The organism is Sphingomonas sp. PSPC2-2 (assembly GCF_049897725.1).
Classification (GTDB): Bacteria; Pseudomonadota; Alphaproteobacteria; order Sphingomonadales; family Sphingomonadaceae; genus Sphingomonas.
Window position 1 is genome coordinate 13,898 of sequence record NZ_JAFCWU010000017.1, and the last position, 17,131, is coordinate 31,028.

The window sequence follows — 17,131 nt, forward strand, 5'->3', positions numbered from 1 at the left end:
GCTTCGCCCCTCCCCCTTCCTATCTACATCAGGCCCTGTGGATGAATATTATCACGCTCAACACCGGCCGCACCTTTCCGGCAGACCCAGCCGTGTCGATCCTCGATTCCGCCCGCAGTCAGGGTTTCCACCTCGAATACAGCTGTCGCACCGGGCGCTGCGGGATCTGCAAGGCGCCCGTCCTCGCTGGTGAGACGCGGCCGCTGCGGCATGAGGAGAGCCTTTCCGCCGCAGAAGCCGAACGCGGGTTGATTCTCACCTGCTGCCGCGCAGCGGTTAGTGATGTGACGCTGGATATCGAGCCGCTCGACCGTCTTGTGGGTTTCGAGGCCAAGACTATGCCGAGCCGGATCGTATCGGTCGATCGGCTCGCCCCGGATATCGTCAAGGTGGTATTGAAGACGCCTCCCGCATCGCCAATGCGGTTCCTGCCGGGGCAATATGTCGACGTGATCGTCGAGGATGTCCGCCGCAGCTATTCGCTCGCCAACGCACTCCGCGCGGACGGGTTGCTGGAACTGGTCATCAAGCGCTATCCAGGCGGGCGGCTGAGCGCCTATTGGTTCGAGCGCGCCAAGCCTAACGATCTGATCCGTATAGAAGGACCGTTCGGAACCTTCTTCTTGCGGGAGGAAGCCCCCATCAACATTGTTTTCCTGGCGACCGGCACCGGCATCGCGCCGGTCAAGGCCCTGCTGGAGGAGCTTGCGACGGACCCGGAACGCGCCGCTAGGCACCGGCTCAATGTGTTCTGGGGAAACCGCGCTGCCGAGAGCTTTTGTTGGGACCCGGTCTATTTGGGGCTCGACGTGTGCCTGCACCGCTTGCTATCGGGCGAAGACGCAAATTGGGGTGGCAAGCGGGGATATGTACAGGACGCAGCGATCCGCCAGGGGTTCGACCCCGGCGACACGGTCGTTTACGCTTGTGGTTCCGAGGCGATGATCGCCTCGGCGTACGACGCTTTCACTGGACGTGGCCTTCCGGCCAAACGCTTCTTCTCCGATGCATTCGTCAGTTCGAACTGAGGTATACCAATGAAGGCAGTCATTCTCGCCGGCGGTCTGGGCACGCGCTTCGCGGAAGAAACGAACCTTCGTCCCAAACCGATGATCGAAATCGGCGGACGACCGATTCTGTGGCATATCCTTAAAATCTACGGCGCGCACGGCATCACCGATTTCGTAATCTGCTGCGGCTATAAGGGTTATGTGATCAAAGAATATTTTGCCAATTATTTTCTGCACATGTCCGACATTACCTTCGACATGAAAGCGAACGAGATGATCGTCCACCACAAGCGGGCGGAACCGTGGAAGGTCACGCTGGTCGATACTGGCGACGAAAGCATGACGGGCGGTCGATTGAAGCGCGTGGCAGACTATGTGAAGGACGAGGAGCTGTTCTTCTTCACCTATGGCGATGGCGTCGGCGACATCGACATCACCAAATCGATGGAGTTCCACCGCTCACATGGCAAGGCAGCAACGTTGACCGCCACCTATCCGCCAGGCCGTTTCGGTGCGTTGCACATGGAAGGCGGGCGCATCACCGACTTCATGGAGAAGCCGCAGGGTGACGGAGGTATGATCAACGGCGGGTTTTTCGTGCTGTCACCGAGCGTGATCGATCTAATCGATGACGACAGTACGACCTGGGAGCAAGAGCCGCTAAAAACGTTGGCCGCACGCGGCGAGCTGATGGCGTATGAACATCACGGCTTCTGGCAGCCGATGGACACGCTGCGCGATAAACAGCATCTCGAATCACTGTGGAACAGCGGCAAGGCTCCATGGCGCATATGGTAAGGGGCGAGGTCGAACCTGCTTTCTGGGTCGGCAAGCGTGTCTTTCTGACCGGCCACACCGGCTTTAAGGGCAGCTGGATGTCCTTGTGGCTGCAGAAGATGGGTGCGAAGCTGACAGGCTTCGCGCTGACGCCACCCACAGAGCCGGCACTGTTCGATGTCGCCGGTGTAGCTGCCGGCATGACCTCGATTATCGGTGACATCCGCGATCGCGAAGTGCTGGAGCAGGCGTTGGTTGCGGCCGACCCAGAGATCGTAATCCACATGGCCGCGCAACCGCTGGTGCGTGCCTCCTATGATGACCCGGTCGGCACTTATGCCACTAACGTCATGGGTACGGTTCACCTGCTGGAGGCCGTGCGCAAGGCGGTCAGCGTGCGCGCTGTTTGCATTGTCACGACCGATAAATGCTACGAAAACCGCGAGTGGGTGTGGGGCTACCGCGAAGATGAGGCGATGGGGGGCTATGACCCCTATTCGAACTCGAAAGGTTGTTCCGAGCTAGTGACATCCGCCTATCGTCGCTCCTTCTTCAGCGAGGGCAGCAAGGTCGCGCTCGCATCGGGTCGTGCGGGCAATGTCATCGGCGGGGGCGACTGGGCGGTCGATCGCTTGATACCCGACATTCTGCGCGCGATCGCAAGCGGCGAAAAGGTGCTAATCCGCAATCCGCTCGCGATCCGCCCCTGGCAGCATGTGCTGGAGCCGGTGAGCGGCTATCTGGTACTGTGCCAGCAATTATGGGCGAATCCGCAGGCAACAGCGCAAGCGTGGAATTTCGGCCCACGGGACGACGACGCGCAGCCAGTGGAGTGGATCGTCGAGAAGATGTGCGCCATCTGGGGCGAGGGTGCTGACTGGATTCGCGACGAGAGCGTGCAACCGCATGAGGCGCGTTACCTCAAGCTCGACATTTCCAAAGCGCGTTCCGGCCTGGGCTGGCAACCCCGCTGGTCGCTGGGCGAGGCGCTGGATCGCATTACCGACTGGCACCGTGCTTGGTTATCCGGCACGGACATGCACGCTTATTGCCTTTCCGAGCTGGAGCGCTTCGCGCGCGTTGGCCTTTTCGCTGCCGTATAGGATATGACTCCACATGACCGCTGACGACCTTCGTAGGGAAATTCGCAAGCTTGTCGGCCAATATGCCGAGGCCCAGTTCGCCCCTAAGCCCTTCGTGCCGGGCGAAACCATGATTCCACCCGCCGGCAAGGTGATCGGCGCTCCTGAAATCGAGTTGATGGTCGAGGCTTCGCTCGATGGCTGGTTGACTACGGGCCGCTTCAACACCGAGTTCGAAGCCGGGCTCGCCAAGTTGCTCGGCGCGCAGTTCGTGTTGACCACCACGTCGGGTTCCTCGGCGAATTTGCTCGCGCTGTCCTGCCTCACTAGCCACAAGCTCGGCGATCGTCGGCTAAAACCGGGAGACGAGGTCATCACCGTAGCGGCCGGTTTCCCGACGACGGTCAACCCATCAATCCAGCATGGGCTGGTGCCGGTGTTCGTAGATGTCGAGGTACCCACCTACAATATCGACGTAAGCCTGATCGAGGCGGCGATCACCGAGAAAACTGGCGCAATCATGATTGCCCACACGCTCGGCAACCCATTCAACCTCGCTGAGGTACGGCGCATCTGCGACGAACACGACCTTTGGCTGGTCGAAGATTGCTGCGACGCGCTCGGCGCAACCTATGACGGCAAGCTAGTCGGCAATTTTGGGGACGTCGCGACCGTCAGCTTCTACCCCGCCCACCACATCACCATGGGCGAAGGGGGCGCGGTGTTCACGAACAGCGTAGAGCTTCGGCCGATCATCGAATCGATCCGCGATTGGGGCCGCGATTGCTATTGCGCGCCAGGCTGCGACAACACCTGCGGCATCCGCTTCGGACAGCAGCATGGCACGTTACCGTTCGGCTACGACCACAAATATGTCTATTCGCATCTCGGCTACAATCTCAAAATCACCGACATGCAGGCGGCGTGCGGCCTCGCGCAGCTCGACCGCGCGCAGGGTTTCATCGAGGCACGGCGCCGCAACTTCGGCCTGCTGACCGAGCGGTTGAAGAGCCTGGAGGAAATTTTCATCCTGCCCGAGGCGACGCCCAATTCGGACCCGTCCTGGTTCGGCTTCCCGCTGATGCTGCGCGACGGCGTCGATGCCAAGCGCGTCGACGTGACTCGCTTCCTCGACCAGAACAAGATCGGCACCCGCCTGCTGTTCGCCGGCAACCTGACCCGCCAGCCCTATTTCCAGCACGTCAATTACCGCGTGGTCGGCGATCTCACCCAGACCGACCGGGTAATGAACAATACTTTCTGGATCGGCCTCTATCCGGCGCTCGGTGCCGAACAGTTCGATTACGTCGCCGAAAAGCTCGAAGAGTTCTTCGGGCTGAACTTCTGAGTGCCGCGCAGAAAGCCTGACCAGATGAGCGACCAGCGTATGCCAGTCGCTACTGGACTCTTGGGATGAGCCAATCCGGCGTACGCGACACCATGGTGCTTCCAGGGCCGTTCGGGCTTCGTATCCCGTCGGTCTGGCTGGTCGCGGGCGGTGGTTGGATCGGTCGCGGCATTCAGGTCGTGGCGCAGCTTGTTGCGGTTCGCATCCTGATCGGGAGCATCGGGACACAGGGGTACGGCGTATTCGCGGTACTCGCGAGCATTAGCACATGGGTATTGCTGAGCGATTTTTGCATCGGCATCAGCGTCCAGAACCATATTTCCGAACGTCGCGCGATGGCTAGCGACAGCGAGGATATCGTCTTAACCGGCGCTATCCTCTCGCTCGGTGCAGCCTGCCTGATGGGCGTCATCCTGCTCCTACTCGGGCCATGGCTGGCGCAGCTTCTGCTTGGCGAGTTCTCTTTTCTGTCCCCGGCCGGGCGTACGCTCGCCTTTTACGCAATGGCATTCCCTGCGATCGGCACGGCGCTGGGCGGGGTGATGTACCGGATATGGTTCGCACGTCACCGCGGCTATCTGTCAAACTTGCTACCTGCGGCAGGAACTGTGATCGGCACATTCGGCGTTTGGGTGCTGCAGCATTTTCAGGGGGAACCGAAGATCGCTTTGGCAACGCTTGCCTATTATACGCCGCTTGCGATCCTTCCGATGATCGCACTGTGTGCCTCGACGGTTCGGGCAGCGCGTGGCCACCATCGTTTTGCCCGATCTCAGGTCAAGCCGATCCTAGGTCGTGCACTTCGTTTCTGGGCATCAGGGCTGCTCGCGGCGTCGGTATTGCAAGTCGATTACATTATTATGGTTAAGGCGCTCAACGTTCGGGACATTGTCGTCTACAGCGTTGCCACTAAGCTCTTCTTGTTGATCTTCTTCGTTTACAATGCGCTGCTGCAGGCATTGTGGCCGATCTGCAGCGAGTCGATTGCCCGGCACGACTGGCATAATGTTTTCAGCAGTTCGCGCAAATATATATCCTTCGGTGTCGGCTTCACGTTGTTGTGTGGTATTCTGGTGGCGCTTGCGAATAAACTGATCGTCCACGTTATCGCGCCGGGCCTAAACACCCCGATCCCGCTGACGGTCATCGGCCTGCTGACGCTCTATATCGTCATCCGCGTATGGACCGATACCTTTGCGATGATTCTTCAGAGCATGAATGACCTGCTCTTGATGTGGCTCGTCGCGCCGGTGCAATCGCTGCTAAGCATTTCCCTCCAATTCCTAGGGGCACGTTATTTTGGATTGCCTGGTATGATCTTCGGCCTGATCGCCTGCTTCGTCCTGACCGCCGCCTGGATGCTGCCATTACGGTGCTGGCTGCATGCGCGGCGCGCGTCGGCCCCTGCCTGAGGAGACGATGGTGCGTCTGTCGATCTGCATTCCGACTTACAATCGTGCGGTGGAACTGCGCCCGCTGCTCGACACTATCGTCGCCCAGACCGGGCACGGCCTCGACGTGGAGATCGTCATCAGCGACAATGCGTCGACCGACAATACCCCTGCGGTCGTGGCCGAATATGCGGCTGTGGGCGTCAACATCGTGTATAGTCGGCTTGAGCAGAACCGGGGTTTTGACCGCAACATCCTGAACGCGGTCGCTTCCGCGACCGGCGATTTCTGCTGGCTATTCGGCAGTGACGACATTTTCGAGGCCAGCGCCTTTGCCCGAATTGAGCGGGTCGTTGCTACCCACCCCACGCTCACCGGGATCAGCGTGGGATCCCGCGGCTATACACATGATCTAAGCAAACGTGCCTTCGTCCACGACCATATCTCGACGGATTTCGCTATTGATACCGTATTGATCGGGCGGGCGCAGATAATCGGGACTATCGGTGCGTGGCTGGGATATATGTCCAGCATCGTGGTACGGCGATCCGGTTGGGAGGCGGCACTGGCTGCTGCCCCGATCGAACCGTATCTGAAGGGCTATGTGCACACGTATCTCATAGCCAAAATGTTGAGCGAAGAGTCCATTTGGCTGTGCGTGCCGGATACGCTGGTGGGATGTCGATTGGGCAATGAATCCTTCCTTGCCCGTGACGAATTTGCACGCACCCGGGTGGATATCGTTGGCTACGACCTGGCTTTCGGTGACACCCTTGGCAGGGGCCACCGGGCCTATAGACGTGCAATGAGTGACGTTGCGAGCTTCTACGTGCGCACACACTTTCTTGGAGCAAAGCTGAAGGGGGCCAGCATGAAATACTGGAAAGAGGCGATCCCAATGTCGATCGCCTATTATTGGCGCTTGCCCCGTTTCTGGCTTCGAACAATACCCATTGCTATCACGCCAGCCTGGATATTGCTTGTTGCCCGGACATTGTACCGCAAAAGCGTCAAGGCTCGTATCGAACAGCGCCGCGTCGGTGGCCAGTAGCCGGTGCAAACAAACCATTCCAGCAACCGGGAAAGATACGTGAGAAAAGCGCTTTTCCTGGACGTTACGAAGACGTTCGAATCTCGCTTCGCGACTGGCATTCAGCGTGTAGTGCGTGAACTGGTCCGACGTAGCGCATGGATCGGGGAACTACTTGACCTTGATGTTGATATTGTCGTTGCAACCAGATCGGGTTACTACCGCCTCGACAAGGACGCGGTGTCCGACCTAGTCGATCCCCCGCGAAGTCCAAGTGCGGCGCTCGTGATGCAATCGTCGCTCACCCGGATCGCGAAAAGAGTGGTTCAGGCCATCCCCCCAATATATGCATTTCTGCAGCGCCGGAGCGTTAACCGCCGCATGAGGGTTTTGACCGCCGGACTTGAACCAATCACAGCCAAACACGAAACCATCGTTATATTGATCGATTCTTTTGGCAATGGCAGCCCGTCCGTAGAGGCCATATTGCGGGCAAAACGAGCCGGGGCATCGACGATTGCGATCGTATATGACGCGATTCCGCTAGAACATCCCGAGATGACGCCGTCGACAACTGCATACCCCTTCCGGCGCGCCTTCAATCGTCTCGCGGTGGAACTGGATGGTCTGATAACGATTTCTCGCAGCAGTGCGGATGAAATCCGTCGACAAGACGCAGTTGTACGTTCGGGAACTCCTGTCACCAGCTTCTATTTGGGGCGGGACATCCCGATCTTCGGCAACGCCGCCCTTGCGCCTTCCATCCCGGAAATTGCCTGGCAAGGCGGACCAACCTTTATCATGATTGGGTCGATCGAGCCGCGCAAGCGTCACGCTGCGGTGCTCGCTGCGTTCGACAGACTGTGGGACGCAGGAACCGTCGCGAACCTGGTGATGATCGGCAGAATAGGCTGGGAAATCGAGGACTTTGTCTCGCAGGCGCGTTCTCATCCGCGGTACGGTACAAACCTGTTTTTGTGTCACGAAGTCGACGATATGGAACTTCAGTATGCGATGATGCGAGCCAGTGCGACCATCATTGCATCAAAGGCTGAAGGATTTGGGCTTCCTATCGTCGAATCTCTGGCGCTTGGGGTCCCTGTGATCGCGTCCGACATTCCGATTTTTCGCGAGGTAGCGGGCGACGCCGGATGCTTTTTTCCTCCTGACGACCTTGACGAATTCGCTAGGGTGATCGCTCGCTTCATTGAAAGCCCCGACGGATATCGCGTGGCCGCGCGCGCTTTCCAATGGATCAACTGGGACGATTCGGCGCGCCAGTTTACCGATGCGGTGCAGTCGATCCTTGCCGAAGTCGATGTAAATCATCCAGACGCCGGAGCATCAGCCGAATAGCGTTTATCGAGCGGCCTCGCACCCGCGACATCTGAAACGACCGCACCAAGGTCAGAGCGCGATGCCGCGCCGAGTTTGGCGATCCGCGAAACATCGGGCACGTAGCGTGATCGCTGAGTATTATCTGCTGCGCCGAGGATAACAATCTCGCGGTCGGGCGAAAGGCGGTCGCGGACAAACTTAGCCAACTCCGCGATTGTCACCGCTTCCTCAGACCCGACATTGTACGCCGACCCCGCCTTGCCGGACACGAGGGCTACGACCAGTGCGTGCGCCATCGCGCGACCATCTAGATAGGAGCGTACTGCGCTTCCATCGCCAGCGACCTTGATTGGGCCTGAGCCACAGGCAAGCGCGTCACGCACGAAACTTCCCAGTGCATAACGTCCATCGTGTGGCAAATGGACACTCCCAAACGCAAACAAGCGGGCAATGACCGTCTCCAGTCCATGCTCATGCTTTGCAATGGTGCAAAGCTGCTCCGCTACACGCTTGGCCTGACCATATGTTGATCCCGGCAATAGTGAATCGGGTGCCCCCCGATAATCCTCGTTGATATGCGAAAGCGATACCGGTTGAGGGCCGTACACTGCCCCCGAGCTGACCAGCAGGAAACGCTGGACGCCAGCGCGAAAGGATGCGTCCAGCAAAGTCCGTGTACCATTAACGATTTGGTCAATCCAAGCGGCATATCCGATATTTAGATGCGTATCCGCAGCCGCGTGAATGACGTCGGTCGTATCTTCGGCCAAATCAGGCAAATTTGACAGACTGCCATCTATCGTGGTCAGCCAAAGATACTGTTTCTGAACCGGATAACGGGCCCGAAAGGCCGGGGCATTGCGGGTGAGCACCGAAACACGCAATCCACCATAGGCAGCTTCGCAACAGGCCAAATAATCTAGTAAAGTTCTGCCAACGCAACCCGTTCCGCCGGTTAGGAAAATGTGTCGCCCACGCAAATCATGGGGCCCGTTACTGAGCATCATAAATCGCGATTCGAGTAGCAATCGTCTCCAAATCGAGACCGTGTTCCCGCAACAAATATTCGTAGGAGCCACAGTGCTCCGAAAAACGATCCGGCACGCCAATTCGCAAAACCGATCGCGGATGAACCGCAGTAGACTCTTCGGCGACGAGGGAACCGAACCCTCCCATCACCGAATGTTCCTCCATAGTGACCAGGCGGCTGGATGATGCGCAAATGGCTGCCAAGGTCGCTGTGTCGAAAGGCTTAATGGAAGGCGCGCTCCATACCGCGATGCCGCCGATTCTTTCGGCAACGGCAACAGCTGTCGTAGCGATCGGTCCGGTTGCCAAGATGGTGGTACCACCGATGCGCCCAGACCGCAGGCATTGAAGCTTGGCCATGTCGATCGCAACGCCTTCTTTATGCACATCCCCCCGATCTGCTTTACCCATGCGCAAATATACGGAGCACCGTGCTGCATAGGCATGGTCCATGGCAGCGGAAAGCTCATGGCGATCGGCAGGGGAAAGCACCATCATGCCGGGCACCGCGCGGACACAGGCGATATCCTCCAGCGCCTGATGGCTAGTGCCAAGGTAGCTGTAAACGAAACCAGCGCCGTCGCCGACAAACACTACGGGAAGATTATCATGCGCGACGTCGATTTTAATCTGCTCAAGTACGCGCACCGGAACGAATGCGCTCAAACCGTAAACAAAGGGCCGGAAGCCCATACGGGCGAGCCCTGCCGCCATGCCGACCATGTTCTGCTCGGCAATGCCGGCATTGATGTATCGGTCCGGGTGTGCTGCGCGAAATGCGTCGAACAATGCATAACCATGGTCGCCTGTCAGCAAGATAACCCGTGGATCAGCGTCTGCAATGCGAACCAGACTATCAGAAAAGGTCTGCCTCACCGGGATTCTCCCAGCGCGGCAACCGCCGTCTGATAGGTTTCATCAGTCAAGCGCGTGTAATGCCAGATATTGTCATTTTCCATGAAGGGTACCCCCCGTCCCTTTATTGTCTTCGCAATCAGCGCCTTCGGACGTTTCGAACCGTTTGCCAGCATTGTCGTGAGCGCATTGTCGATAGCGGTTTCATCATGGCCATCTATTTCCATGACGTCGAAATCGAACGCAGCGAACTTGGCTGAAAGGCTACCCCGCGAGAGAATATCGCTGGTCTTGCCCATCGCTTGAAATCCATTTTCGTCGACGATAATGACGAGATTGTCGAGATTGTGCTGGGCTGCGAAAAGCATTGCCTCCCAGATCGGGCCTTCATTCATTTCACCATCGCCGACAATCGCAAACACGCGCTGGCCACTATTATCGCGTTGCGCGGCGAACGCCATGCCGACCGCCACGGACACACCATGACCAAGCGAACCCGACGTTACCTCGAGACCGGGAACACGTGAATCCGAAAGCCCCTTGAGCATCGATCCATCGACGCAATAGCCGGATATCGCTGCATCGTCGATCCAACCGATTTCGTGCATACAGGCATATTGCGCCATAACCCCATGACCCTTGCTGAGCACAAGCATATCGCGGACGGGTGACTTGGGATCTGTCGGCGAGAAGCGTAAATGGTTTCGATACAGAACCGCAAGCAACTCGATGATCGAAAAAGCACAGCCGATATGAGCGGTCCGCCCCACATAAGCCATGTCGAGCACGGTTCGCCGAAGCTTTTGGGGATTAAAGGACAAGTTTGATTTAGACGACTGCATCTCAATTCCTTCAGGATCGTCGGAGCGCTTTGAGGTAGTGTGATTTTCGATCATGCGTGTGCGATTGCGCTAACGGATGAACCACATTGTTCGCAAGTCGGGATATGTTAAGGGCACCAGCTCAATCCCCCATCGGGCTCTAACCTTGCTTAATGAGCACGTCGTTGAACGCCTCGGCCATCGGTGCCGGCAGGCTCTGGCCCTGCCGCCTTAGAAGCGTGTGCATGCATGGCGAACGGCATCTCGCGGCTGAAGATCCAGCTATCTGCTTGCGGCCCTGGCGGCCGGCAGGGAAGGGCGTTGGGGTGTCTGCCTCCCCGCGTGCTTGCTGCTGGAGAGGATCGGCCGATTTGAGCGGTACAACCGGGGGAGGCGGTCACGCAAATTGGCGAAGGAGGGTTTGCGGCTCGTCTCGCGGTCTCCTTCTTGCGCATCGACACCGGCTTGTCGGTATGTCCGGATGTAGATCCGTCTGACTTCGTCGGCCCATTCAAGCGATGATCGCGTTCATTGACCATTACCGCGCTGCCTATGGTGTCGAGCCGATCTGGCGGGTCCTGCCGATCGCTCCATCGACTTACCAGGAGCGCGCGTCGCGCGGCGACAGGATCCGACACGCCTGTCGGCGCGGGCGCGGCAAGATGTGGCCTTCAAGCCGGAGATCGCATGCGTGTTCGCCGAGAAGTTCCCGGTCTGCGGCATGCGCAAAGTTTGGCGGCAGATGGTGCGCGAGATGGTCCGGCAGGCGCGATCTGAGGTGAGCCAGTGCGCACTACGATCAGCGACAAGCGGACACCTTTTCCATGCTTCTCGTAAACAGGAACATCCCAACTTAAGCTGATCGCGCAGACCTTTGGATATCTCTGTTTTGCCATAAAATCAGTAGTGTACTGATTTTAGACGCTATTATCTCGCGAGATTTATACCTAAGCACTAGAATACAAAAAAACGGCGACCGTTAAGGTCGCCGTTCTCACTCCATAACCAAAAGGTTATGGAGATCAGTTGCTGCTGCTGGTTGCAGCGGCGATGCCGCCAGCTGCACCGGCAACGGCGAGAATGCCGATGATGATGCCGACCTGTGCGATGCCGTTCTTCTTCGACGATGCCTTGCCAACGCGGACCGACTTGCTCAGCGACAGCGAAGCAGCAGGATTCTGGGCCGATGCCACAACTGGCATAGCAACCAGCGACACTGCGGCAAGCGAGGCTGCGATCTTAGCGAGATTCATTGGTAACTCCCTGTCTTACTTAATGATGAACCTCGTGAGAGGCATTCACTGCAGTACTCGGTTTTCGGCTAGCACAGCCGCCGTCTCAAACAAACAAAAAAAACCTAAACTCGCCATCTTTTCTGGCAGTGCAGCAAAAATGCTGCACGTCGCCCATAGCGGAAGTCGGTGTGGATTTCCTTAATCGACGTCTGCTGAAGTCCCCAACGCCCCCTCGGTCGAAAGGATCCATCGCTCACCTGCCGCCAAAGCCAGCGCAGAGAGGCGTCCTGTCGCATAAGCGCCTGTATCGATGCCGATTCGATTCGGCCGCTCGACCACCTCTGGCGTTATTGTATGGCCGTGCACGATGCAGGTACCGAAATCAGCCTTCGACTTGATGAAGTCGTCCCTGATCCAACGGAGATCATTCGCCTTTTGATCGGCGAGCGCCACGCCGGGCCGAATTCCGGCATGGACAAACGTATAGTCGCCGATCTCGATCCTGTCCTCCAGCTGTGCCAAAAAGGCACGGTGGCTGTCGGGAACGAGCAGGGAAAGGTCGCGCAGCACTTCGGTATAATCGGCCCGATTATACGCCGCCTCGTCCATGCCATAGCTCAAGATCGTCTCGCGCCCTCCGAAGCGGCACAGCAGGCGCAACGCGTCCACGCTCCCGTTCAGGGCTTTGAGGAACACTTCTTCGTGGTTTCCCATCAGCACGCGGGTGTCGATTTCGCTGCGCTGCAAGGCGATGACACGGTCGATGACGGCGGCGGAGTGCGGGCCGCGATCGATCAGGTCGCCGAGGAAGATCAGCGTCTGCTGGGCGGGCGGGCGCGCGGCATGATCGGCCGCGATCCTGGCGAGCAGATCGTCGAGCAGATCGAGCCGACCGTGAATGTCGCCAATGGCATAGACGCGTCGCCCCTCTGGTATCTGGCGACGCGGCATGGACTTGGATTTCGACAAAATATTTCTAAGGCGTTCAAGCATATCCGAATTTCGGCAGGAAGGGCCCTGGATATCGCGCCCCGAGCGCGAGAGTGCCGCCGATAGAGGATGACCTGCTCTTGAACAACCGTTAAAGGGCTGCCGATGGTCTCAACACTGCGTGCCGGGCTGCGCCTTGCCCTCGTGGCGCTTCTGGTGGGTGCGGCCGCCCCGCCCCCGTCACAAGCGCCCTCCCCTGCCGCCTTTGAAGCGTTGCGCCAGGCAGACCTGCGCGTCGCGTCGGTCGGCTATCGGCTGGCCACCGCCAATGCGGCGATCTGCCTCGATCACCAGCCGGGCCTTGGCCTGCAACTGCACGGCCTTGGCCAATATGGCGTGGATGCGCGCGCCGCTGCGCGCGCGGCGTTCGGGTTTGAAACGGGCGTCGCGGTCGAGGGCGTCGTGCCGGGATCGACCGCTGCCGCAGCAGGGGTGCGCCCGGGCGATTCGCTGGTCTCGATCAACGGCGCGGCGGTGTCGGCCGCGCTTCCGGGCGCGACGGCGCCGCCCTCCACCGCAGAACGCGATCGCGTCGAGACGCAATTGGAGCGGTTGCCGCAAGCCGCCCCGCTAACCCTCGGCGTCAAGCGCGGCGCACAGGAGCAGGCCATCGCTATTACCCCGGTGCCCGCCTGCCGCTCGGCGTTCGAAGTGTTGCTCGGCGCCGGGAACGATTCGGCAGCGGATGGCGCGATCATTCAGATCGATGCGGGGTTGCTCGATAGCCTCAGCGATGACGAGCTCGCGGTCGTGCTGGCGCATGAACTCTCGCACAATATCCTGCGGCATCGGGCCCGGCTCGAGGCTGCGGGGGCGCATTGGGGGATTTTGGCGGAGATCGGCAAAAACGGTCGCTTGATGGGCCAGGCGGAAATCGAGGCGGACCGGCTGAGCGTCTATCTGCTCGCCAATGCCCATTATGATCCGTTCTCGGCCGGTCGCTTCTGGCGGGGGGCCGGGCGCAAACTCGATTTCGGCATTTTGCGCAGCCGCATCTATCTCAGCTGGAAAGATCGCGCGGCGCTGCTGGATCGCGAGGCCGCGACTATTCCGACGGGCGCCGAGCTGCCCTACCGCCCGCCCCTGATCGACCTGGCGACGACGCCGATGACGCGTTGACCGTAGCGGTCGGGTCGCCTGCCCGTCAGCGTTGCTCGGGCGACGGTCCCCGCGTGCCTTCGACCAGGTCCCGGAATTCGGCCAGCGCCTGCCAATAGGAACGATGGCCGCGTTGGTTGGTGAAGTCGATGAACCAGTCGAGCGTCTCTTTCGGCCCCTTGATATACAGGCTGCTCTGCGGGGCCGGTTGCCGTCGGCGCCGGACGGGCGTTGCCCCCTGCCCTTCTGCCTGTCCTTCTACGGAATCGCCGCGGTCGACAAAGCCCAGCGCGTTGCCGCGCGCGATCGCCGCAGCTTCACGCGCCGGATCCACGCTTAGCGGCGCGCGGACGATCCCGCTCAGATCGAGCTTGGTCGGATCCCCCGCCCCTGTCGGCGCCGTCGCCTTCTTCCCGAACCCGTAGCCGCTCATGCCTGCATCTCCTGTTGCACCGCCTCGACCACCGCGCGCGCGACTTCGAGCGCGTTGCGGCGTGCGGCGGGCAGGCCGGCGGTCTGGCTGTCGCTCAGTTCGTCCAGCGTTGCCGAGAAATCGAAGATGTCGCGATACGCTGCGCGCTCGACCAGCGCTGCGGTCAGCAGCGGCAGCGCCGCGTCGTTGATCGCGGTGACGATGCGTTTGGCGGTCTTGGTCTCGATCGCGGCATTGTCGCGGCTGCGGACCAAGCGGAAAGGGATCGACCGCCCGAGCGCTTCGGCTTCTTCCTGGACGAGGGCGACCGCATTGGCGGCAAGTTCCGCGTCGATCGGGGAAAGGTTGAACGGGATCAACACCAGATGCGATCGGGCGAGCGCACGTGAGGTCATGCGCGACGCGGTGCCTTCGAGGTCGATCAACACGAAATCGTGCGATGCTGTGTATTGATCGATGACGCGGACCAGTTCGGATTCCTTCGGGCTGGCGATAATGTCGAACGGCAAGGCCTTGCCCTGCTCATGGCGCTTGCGGCCCCAGCCGGCGATGATCGCATTGGGGTCGGCGTCGATCACGGTGACCGCGGCGCCGCTCCGCGCCAGCTCGCTGGCGAGCACCAGCGTCAACGTGGTCTTGCCGGCACCGCCCTTGGGATTGGCCACTGAGATTGCTGGCATGATGCGCTCCTATACAGGCGGCGATGGATACAGCCCTCGCTGCAAAATGTCGATATCGCAATCGACACCATACGCATATTAAAATGCCAATGAATATGATTGCAATATCAATATGGATATCCATAGCGATATGCATACTGTAAAAAGAAGCGGGCGCAAAACTGCTACGGCACGCAAATCGCGGCCAAAAACGCGACCTCTCGGTGCAAGGGTACGCCGGGGCGACCGCCCTGCCCGTTGCTCCGGCACGTACCATAAGCGCAGCCAGCGCCCTTTTCCGCGTGAAAGCACGAACCGAAACGATGCCGCCTCGGCAGCACGGCCATTTTCCGTGCCAAAACCGGTCATATCCGGCTGCGCATCGATCAAACCGACGCTGCGAGCACGATCTGTGGGCGCTACGCGACCAGTGCGCGCCTACGGATGCCAATATTCGTGCTTTCGCACGGAAAACCCGCTCGGTGCCGCCAACGCTGTGGACACCGCCCCGCCACCCACCCATGCTCGAAGGGGTCAGAGATGAGTAGAGCAATGGACGACATATTACTCAAACAAGGCGATCTGTTCCAGCTGGCCAGCCCCCTTTATGGCGATGTCCAGGGGGAGCGGACCGTCGCGGAGTTCCCGTTCTTCGCTTTGTCGAAGAAGGCCCATATGACGCCGATGGTGTTCGAAAACGGCGATGCCCGGATCGAGATCAATCCGAGCAAGACCGGTGTCGCCACCATCTATGACAAGGAAATCCTGCTCTATATCGCCAGTTTGATGGCCGAGCGGATGGAGCGCGGCGAACAGGTCGACCGCGTGATGAGCTTCACCGCCAACGATTTGTTCCGCGTGACCAGCACCAACGCCTCGGCGCGGTCCTACACGTCGCTCAAGGCGTCGCTCAACCGCCTGCAGGGTACGCAGATCATCACCAATATCGAAACGGGCGGGGAGGGGTCGGACAGCGCCTTTTCCTGGTTGCTCAAGGCCGACATCAAATACGCCAAGCTCCCGACGGGCGAGCGCCGCGTGAAGCGGATCGAAGTGATGGTGTGCGACTGGCTGTATCGCGCGATCCTGGCCGATCGCCGGATCGCGGCCTATCATCTCGACTTCTTCAAGCTCGGGCCGATCGAGCGGCGCCTGTACGAGCTAGCCAAGTTCAATTGCGCCGACGGGGAGGGCTTCGAGGTCGATATGGAGGCGCTGGCGGCGCGCGTTGGCTGTGCAACCGACAAGCGCGGTCTTGAATATTTCAAGAAACACCTGCGCGAGGTCGCCGAGCAGCAATCGCTGCCCGAATATGGACTGACCCTGGTCGAGGAGAAGCAACCGTCGCCAAGGGGAGGGCGCCCGCGGATCCGGACGCTAGTACGGTTTTGCGTCCGGCAGCCACCAAAACTGGCGCTTAGTGAGCCAAGCAATTGATTTGGTGCCCCTGATAGCTTTGGCGCGACCAATGCCCTGATATAGCCGACCTATGTCGGTCGAGCGATGCCGAGCCGCTTCATTTCGCGATAGACGGTTGACCGCCCGATCCCAAGCTGGCGCGCTGCTTCGGCTGGCGACACGCTTGCCGCGATAAGTTTGAGGGCCGCGTTTACCTTGTCGGCGTCGAGCGGCTGCCGTCCCGGCCGTTTCCCCTTCGCCCGCGCGGCAGCGATGCCATCGCGAGTCCGTTCGGAAATCAGCCGACGCTCAAAATGCGCGATGGCCCCGAAAACATGAAAGATCAGCTCGCCGGCCGCGGACGACGTGTCGATCTTCTCCTCCAGGCTGAGCAGCGCAATGTCACGCTCGCGCAGCATGTGTACCGTTGTCAGCAATTCGCCCAGCGAGCGACCGAGACGGTCGAGCCGGACGATCGCCAGCGTGTCTCCCTTTCGCGCGTATTCCAGCAGCTCGGCCGGCTCTGTTGCAAAGATTGGCGGCAGTCAGAGGTAGGCTGTCGCTCTGCGCCGATCAGGCGGCTGCTGCGAAATGGTGGTTGAGCATGCCCATGGCCTCCGTCAGCGCCGAGGGCCCA

At 59.7% G+C, this 17,131-nt stretch carries 16 protein-coding genes, 1 pseudogene and 1 other annotated feature; of the genes and pseudogenes, 9 read left to right on the forward strand and 8 right to left on the reverse strand.

Annotation, left to right across the window (positions count from 1 at the left end; genetic code table 11):
• Window positions 1-41 precede the first annotated feature (41 nt).
• The 7 genes from ACP7BY_RS20020 to ACP7BY_RS20050 all read left to right on the forward strand — a co-directional run bounded on the left by ACP7BY_RS20020 (window position 42) and on the right by ACP7BY_RS20050 (window position 7,994).
• A complete protein-coding gene (locus ACP7BY_RS20020; protein WP_033963992.1) occupies window positions 42-1,028 on the forward strand; it encodes an FAD-binding oxidoreductase in 987 nt (328 codons plus the stop codon).
• A 9-nt stretch (window positions 1,029-1,037) separates the two neighbouring features.
• Entirely contained in the window at window positions 1,038-1,808 is a 771-nt protein-coding gene (gene rfbF, locus ACP7BY_RS20025; RefSeq protein WP_137903270.1) for a glucose-1-phosphate cytidylyltransferase, read from the forward strand.
• Window positions 1,793-2,890: a CDP-glucose 4,6-dehydratase gene (gene rfbG, locus ACP7BY_RS20030; protein ID WP_197057705.1), complete on the forward strand. Its 1,098-nt coding sequence runs from the start codon at window positions 1,793-1,795 to the stop codon at window positions 2,888-2,890. Before rfbF ends, rfbG begins: the two co-directional genes overlap by 16 nt.
• 13 nt (window positions 2,891-2,903) lie before the next feature.
• Entirely contained in the window at window positions 2,904-4,217 is a 1,314-nt protein-coding gene (gene rfbH / locus ACP7BY_RS20035; protein WP_033963993.1) for a lipopolysaccharide biosynthesis protein RfbH, read from the forward strand.
• Window positions 4,218-4,282: 65 nt separating this feature from the next.
• On the forward strand, window positions 4,283-5,629 hold the full coding sequence (locus ACP7BY_RS20040) for an MATE family efflux transporter (RefSeq protein WP_033963994.1): 1,347 nt from the start codon (window positions 4,283-4,285) through the stop codon (window positions 5,627-5,629).
• 7 nt (window positions 5,630-5,636) lie between these two features.
• Window positions 5,637-6,659, forward strand: a complete 1,023-nt coding sequence (locus ACP7BY_RS20045; protein ID WP_171010607.1) for a glycosyltransferase family 2 protein — start codon at window positions 5,637-5,639, stop codon at window positions 6,657-6,659.
• Window positions 6,660-6,698: 39 nt separating this feature from the next.
• Complete coding sequence (locus ACP7BY_RS20050) at window positions 6,699-7,994, forward strand: glycosyltransferase family 4 protein (RefSeq protein WP_137903269.1); 1,296 nt, start codon at window positions 6,699-6,701, stop codon at window positions 7,992-7,994.
• Here the strand turns inward: ACP7BY_RS20050 and ACP7BY_RS20055 are convergent.
• The 5 genes from ACP7BY_RS20055 to ACP7BY_RS20075 form a co-directional block, all read right to left on the reverse strand.
• On the reverse strand, window positions 7,964-8,983 hold the full coding sequence (locus ACP7BY_RS20055; RefSeq protein ID WP_081988627.1) for an NAD-dependent epimerase/dehydratase family protein: 1,020 nt from the start codon (window positions 8,981-8,983) through the stop codon (window positions 7,964-7,966). The two genes, ACP7BY_RS20050 and ACP7BY_RS20055, sit on opposite strands and share 31 nt — an antisense overlap.
• Window positions 8,970-9,881: a transketolase family protein gene (locus tag ACP7BY_RS20060; protein ID WP_033963996.1), complete on the reverse strand. Its 912-nt coding sequence runs from the start codon at window positions 9,879-9,881 to the stop codon at window positions 8,970-8,972. Before ACP7BY_RS20060 ends, ACP7BY_RS20055 begins: the two co-directional genes overlap by 14 nt.
• A complete protein-coding gene (locus tag ACP7BY_RS20065) occupies window positions 9,878-10,756 on the reverse strand; it encodes a transketolase (protein ID WP_197057707.1) in 879 nt (292 codons plus the stop codon). The genes ACP7BY_RS20060 and ACP7BY_RS20065 overlap by 4 nt, the downstream gene beginning before the upstream one ends.
• A 401-nt stretch (window positions 10,757-11,157) precedes the next feature.
• Window positions 11,158-11,274: a sequence feature (AL1L pseudoknot), on the forward strand.
• A 429-nt stretch (window positions 11,275-11,703) separates the two neighbouring features.
• Entirely contained in the window at window positions 11,704-11,934 is a 231-nt protein-coding gene (locus ACP7BY_RS20070) for a hypothetical protein (protein WP_033963999.1), read from the reverse strand.
• Window positions 11,935-12,114: 180 nt separating this feature from the next.
• Window positions 12,115-12,885: a metallophosphoesterase family protein gene (locus ACP7BY_RS20075; protein WP_310066818.1), complete on the reverse strand. Its 771-nt coding sequence runs from the start codon at window positions 12,883-12,885 to the stop codon at window positions 12,115-12,117.
• 126 nt (window positions 12,886-13,011) lie between these two features.
• Here ACP7BY_RS20075 and ACP7BY_RS20080 point away from each other — a divergent pair, with 126 nt between their 5' ends.
• Complete coding sequence (locus tag ACP7BY_RS20080) at window positions 13,012-14,025, forward strand: M48 family metallopeptidase (RefSeq protein WP_249340911.1); 1,014 nt, start codon at window positions 13,012-13,014, stop codon at window positions 14,023-14,025.
• 25 nt (window positions 14,026-14,050) lie between these two features.
• On the opposite strand, the gene ACP7BY_RS20085 is transcribed toward ACP7BY_RS20080, so the two are convergent.
• Both ACP7BY_RS20085 and ACP7BY_RS20090 read right to left on the reverse strand, forming a co-directional pair.
• Complete coding sequence (locus tag ACP7BY_RS20085; RefSeq protein WP_033964001.1) at window positions 14,051-14,437, reverse strand: hypothetical protein; 387 nt, start codon at window positions 14,435-14,437, stop codon at window positions 14,051-14,053.
• Complete coding sequence (locus ACP7BY_RS20090; RefSeq protein WP_033964002.1) at window positions 14,434-15,117, reverse strand: ParA family protein; 684 nt, start codon at window positions 15,115-15,117, stop codon at window positions 14,434-14,436. Before ACP7BY_RS20090 ends, ACP7BY_RS20085 begins: the two co-directional genes overlap by 4 nt.
• A gap of 531 nt (window positions 15,118-15,648) precedes the next feature.
• Between ACP7BY_RS20090 and ACP7BY_RS20095 the strand changes: the two genes are divergently transcribed.
• Window positions 15,649-16,533: a replication initiator protein A gene (locus ACP7BY_RS20095; RefSeq protein ID WP_052192189.1), complete on the forward strand. Its 885-nt coding sequence runs from the start codon at window positions 15,649-15,651 to the stop codon at window positions 16,531-16,533.
• 50 nt (window positions 16,534-16,583) lie between these two features.
• On the opposite strand, the pseudogene ACP7BY_RS20100 reads toward ACP7BY_RS20095, so the two are convergent.
• Window positions 16,584-17,009, reverse strand: a pseudogene (locus ACP7BY_RS20100) (recombinase family protein); the annotation flags it as partial.
• Window positions 17,010-17,131 lie beyond the last annotated feature (122 nt).

Bases quoted from the DNA above. Each gene is read 5' to 3' on its own strand.
- ACP7BY_RS20020 (WP_033963992.1), top strand. From the start codon at position 42: ATGAATATTATCACGCTCAACACCGGCCGCACCTTTCCGGCAGACCCA.
- rfbF (WP_137903270.1), top strand. From the start codon at position 1,038: ATGAAGGCAGTCATTCTCGCCGGCGGTCTGGGCACGCGCTTCGCGGAA.
- rfbG (WP_197057705.1), top strand. From the start codon at position 1,793: ATGGCGCATATGGTAAGGGGCGAGGTCGAACCTGCTTTCTGGGTCGGC.
- rfbH (WP_033963993.1), top strand. From the start codon at position 2,904: ATGACCGCTGACGACCTTCGTAGGGAAATTCGCAAGCTTGTCGGCCAA.
- ACP7BY_RS20040 (WP_033963994.1), top strand. From the start codon at position 4,283: ATGAGCCAATCCGGCGTACGCGACACCATGGTGCTTCCAGGGCCGTTC.
- ACP7BY_RS20045 (WP_171010607.1), top strand. From the start codon at position 5,637: ATGGTGCGTCTGTCGATCTGCATTCCGACTTACAATCGTGCGGTGGAA.
- ACP7BY_RS20055 (WP_081988627.1), bottom strand. From the start codon at position 8,983: ATGATGCTCAGTAACGGGCCCCATGATTTGCGTGGGCGACACATTTTC.
- ACP7BY_RS20065 (WP_197057707.1), bottom strand. From the start codon at position 10,756: ATGATCGAAAATCACACTACCTCAAAGCGCTCCGACGATCCTGAAGGA.
- ACP7BY_RS20070 (WP_033963999.1), bottom strand. From the start codon at position 11,934: ATGAATCTCGCTAAGATCGCAGCCTCGCTTGCCGCAGTGTCGCTGGTT.
- ACP7BY_RS20080 (WP_249340911.1), top strand. From the start codon at position 13,012: ATGGTCTCAACACTGCGTGCCGGGCTGCGCCTTGCCCTCGTGGCGCTT.
- ACP7BY_RS20085 (WP_033964001.1), bottom strand. From the start codon at position 14,437: ATGAGCGGCTACGGGTTCGGGAAGAAGGCGACGGCGCCGACAGGGGCG.
- ACP7BY_RS20090 (WP_033964002.1), bottom strand. From the start codon at position 15,117: ATGCCAGCAATCTCAGTGGCCAATCCCAAGGGCGGTGCCGGCAAGACC.
- ACP7BY_RS20095 (WP_052192189.1), top strand. From the start codon at position 15,649: ATGGACGACATATTACTCAAACAAGGCGATCTGTTCCAGCTGGCCAGC.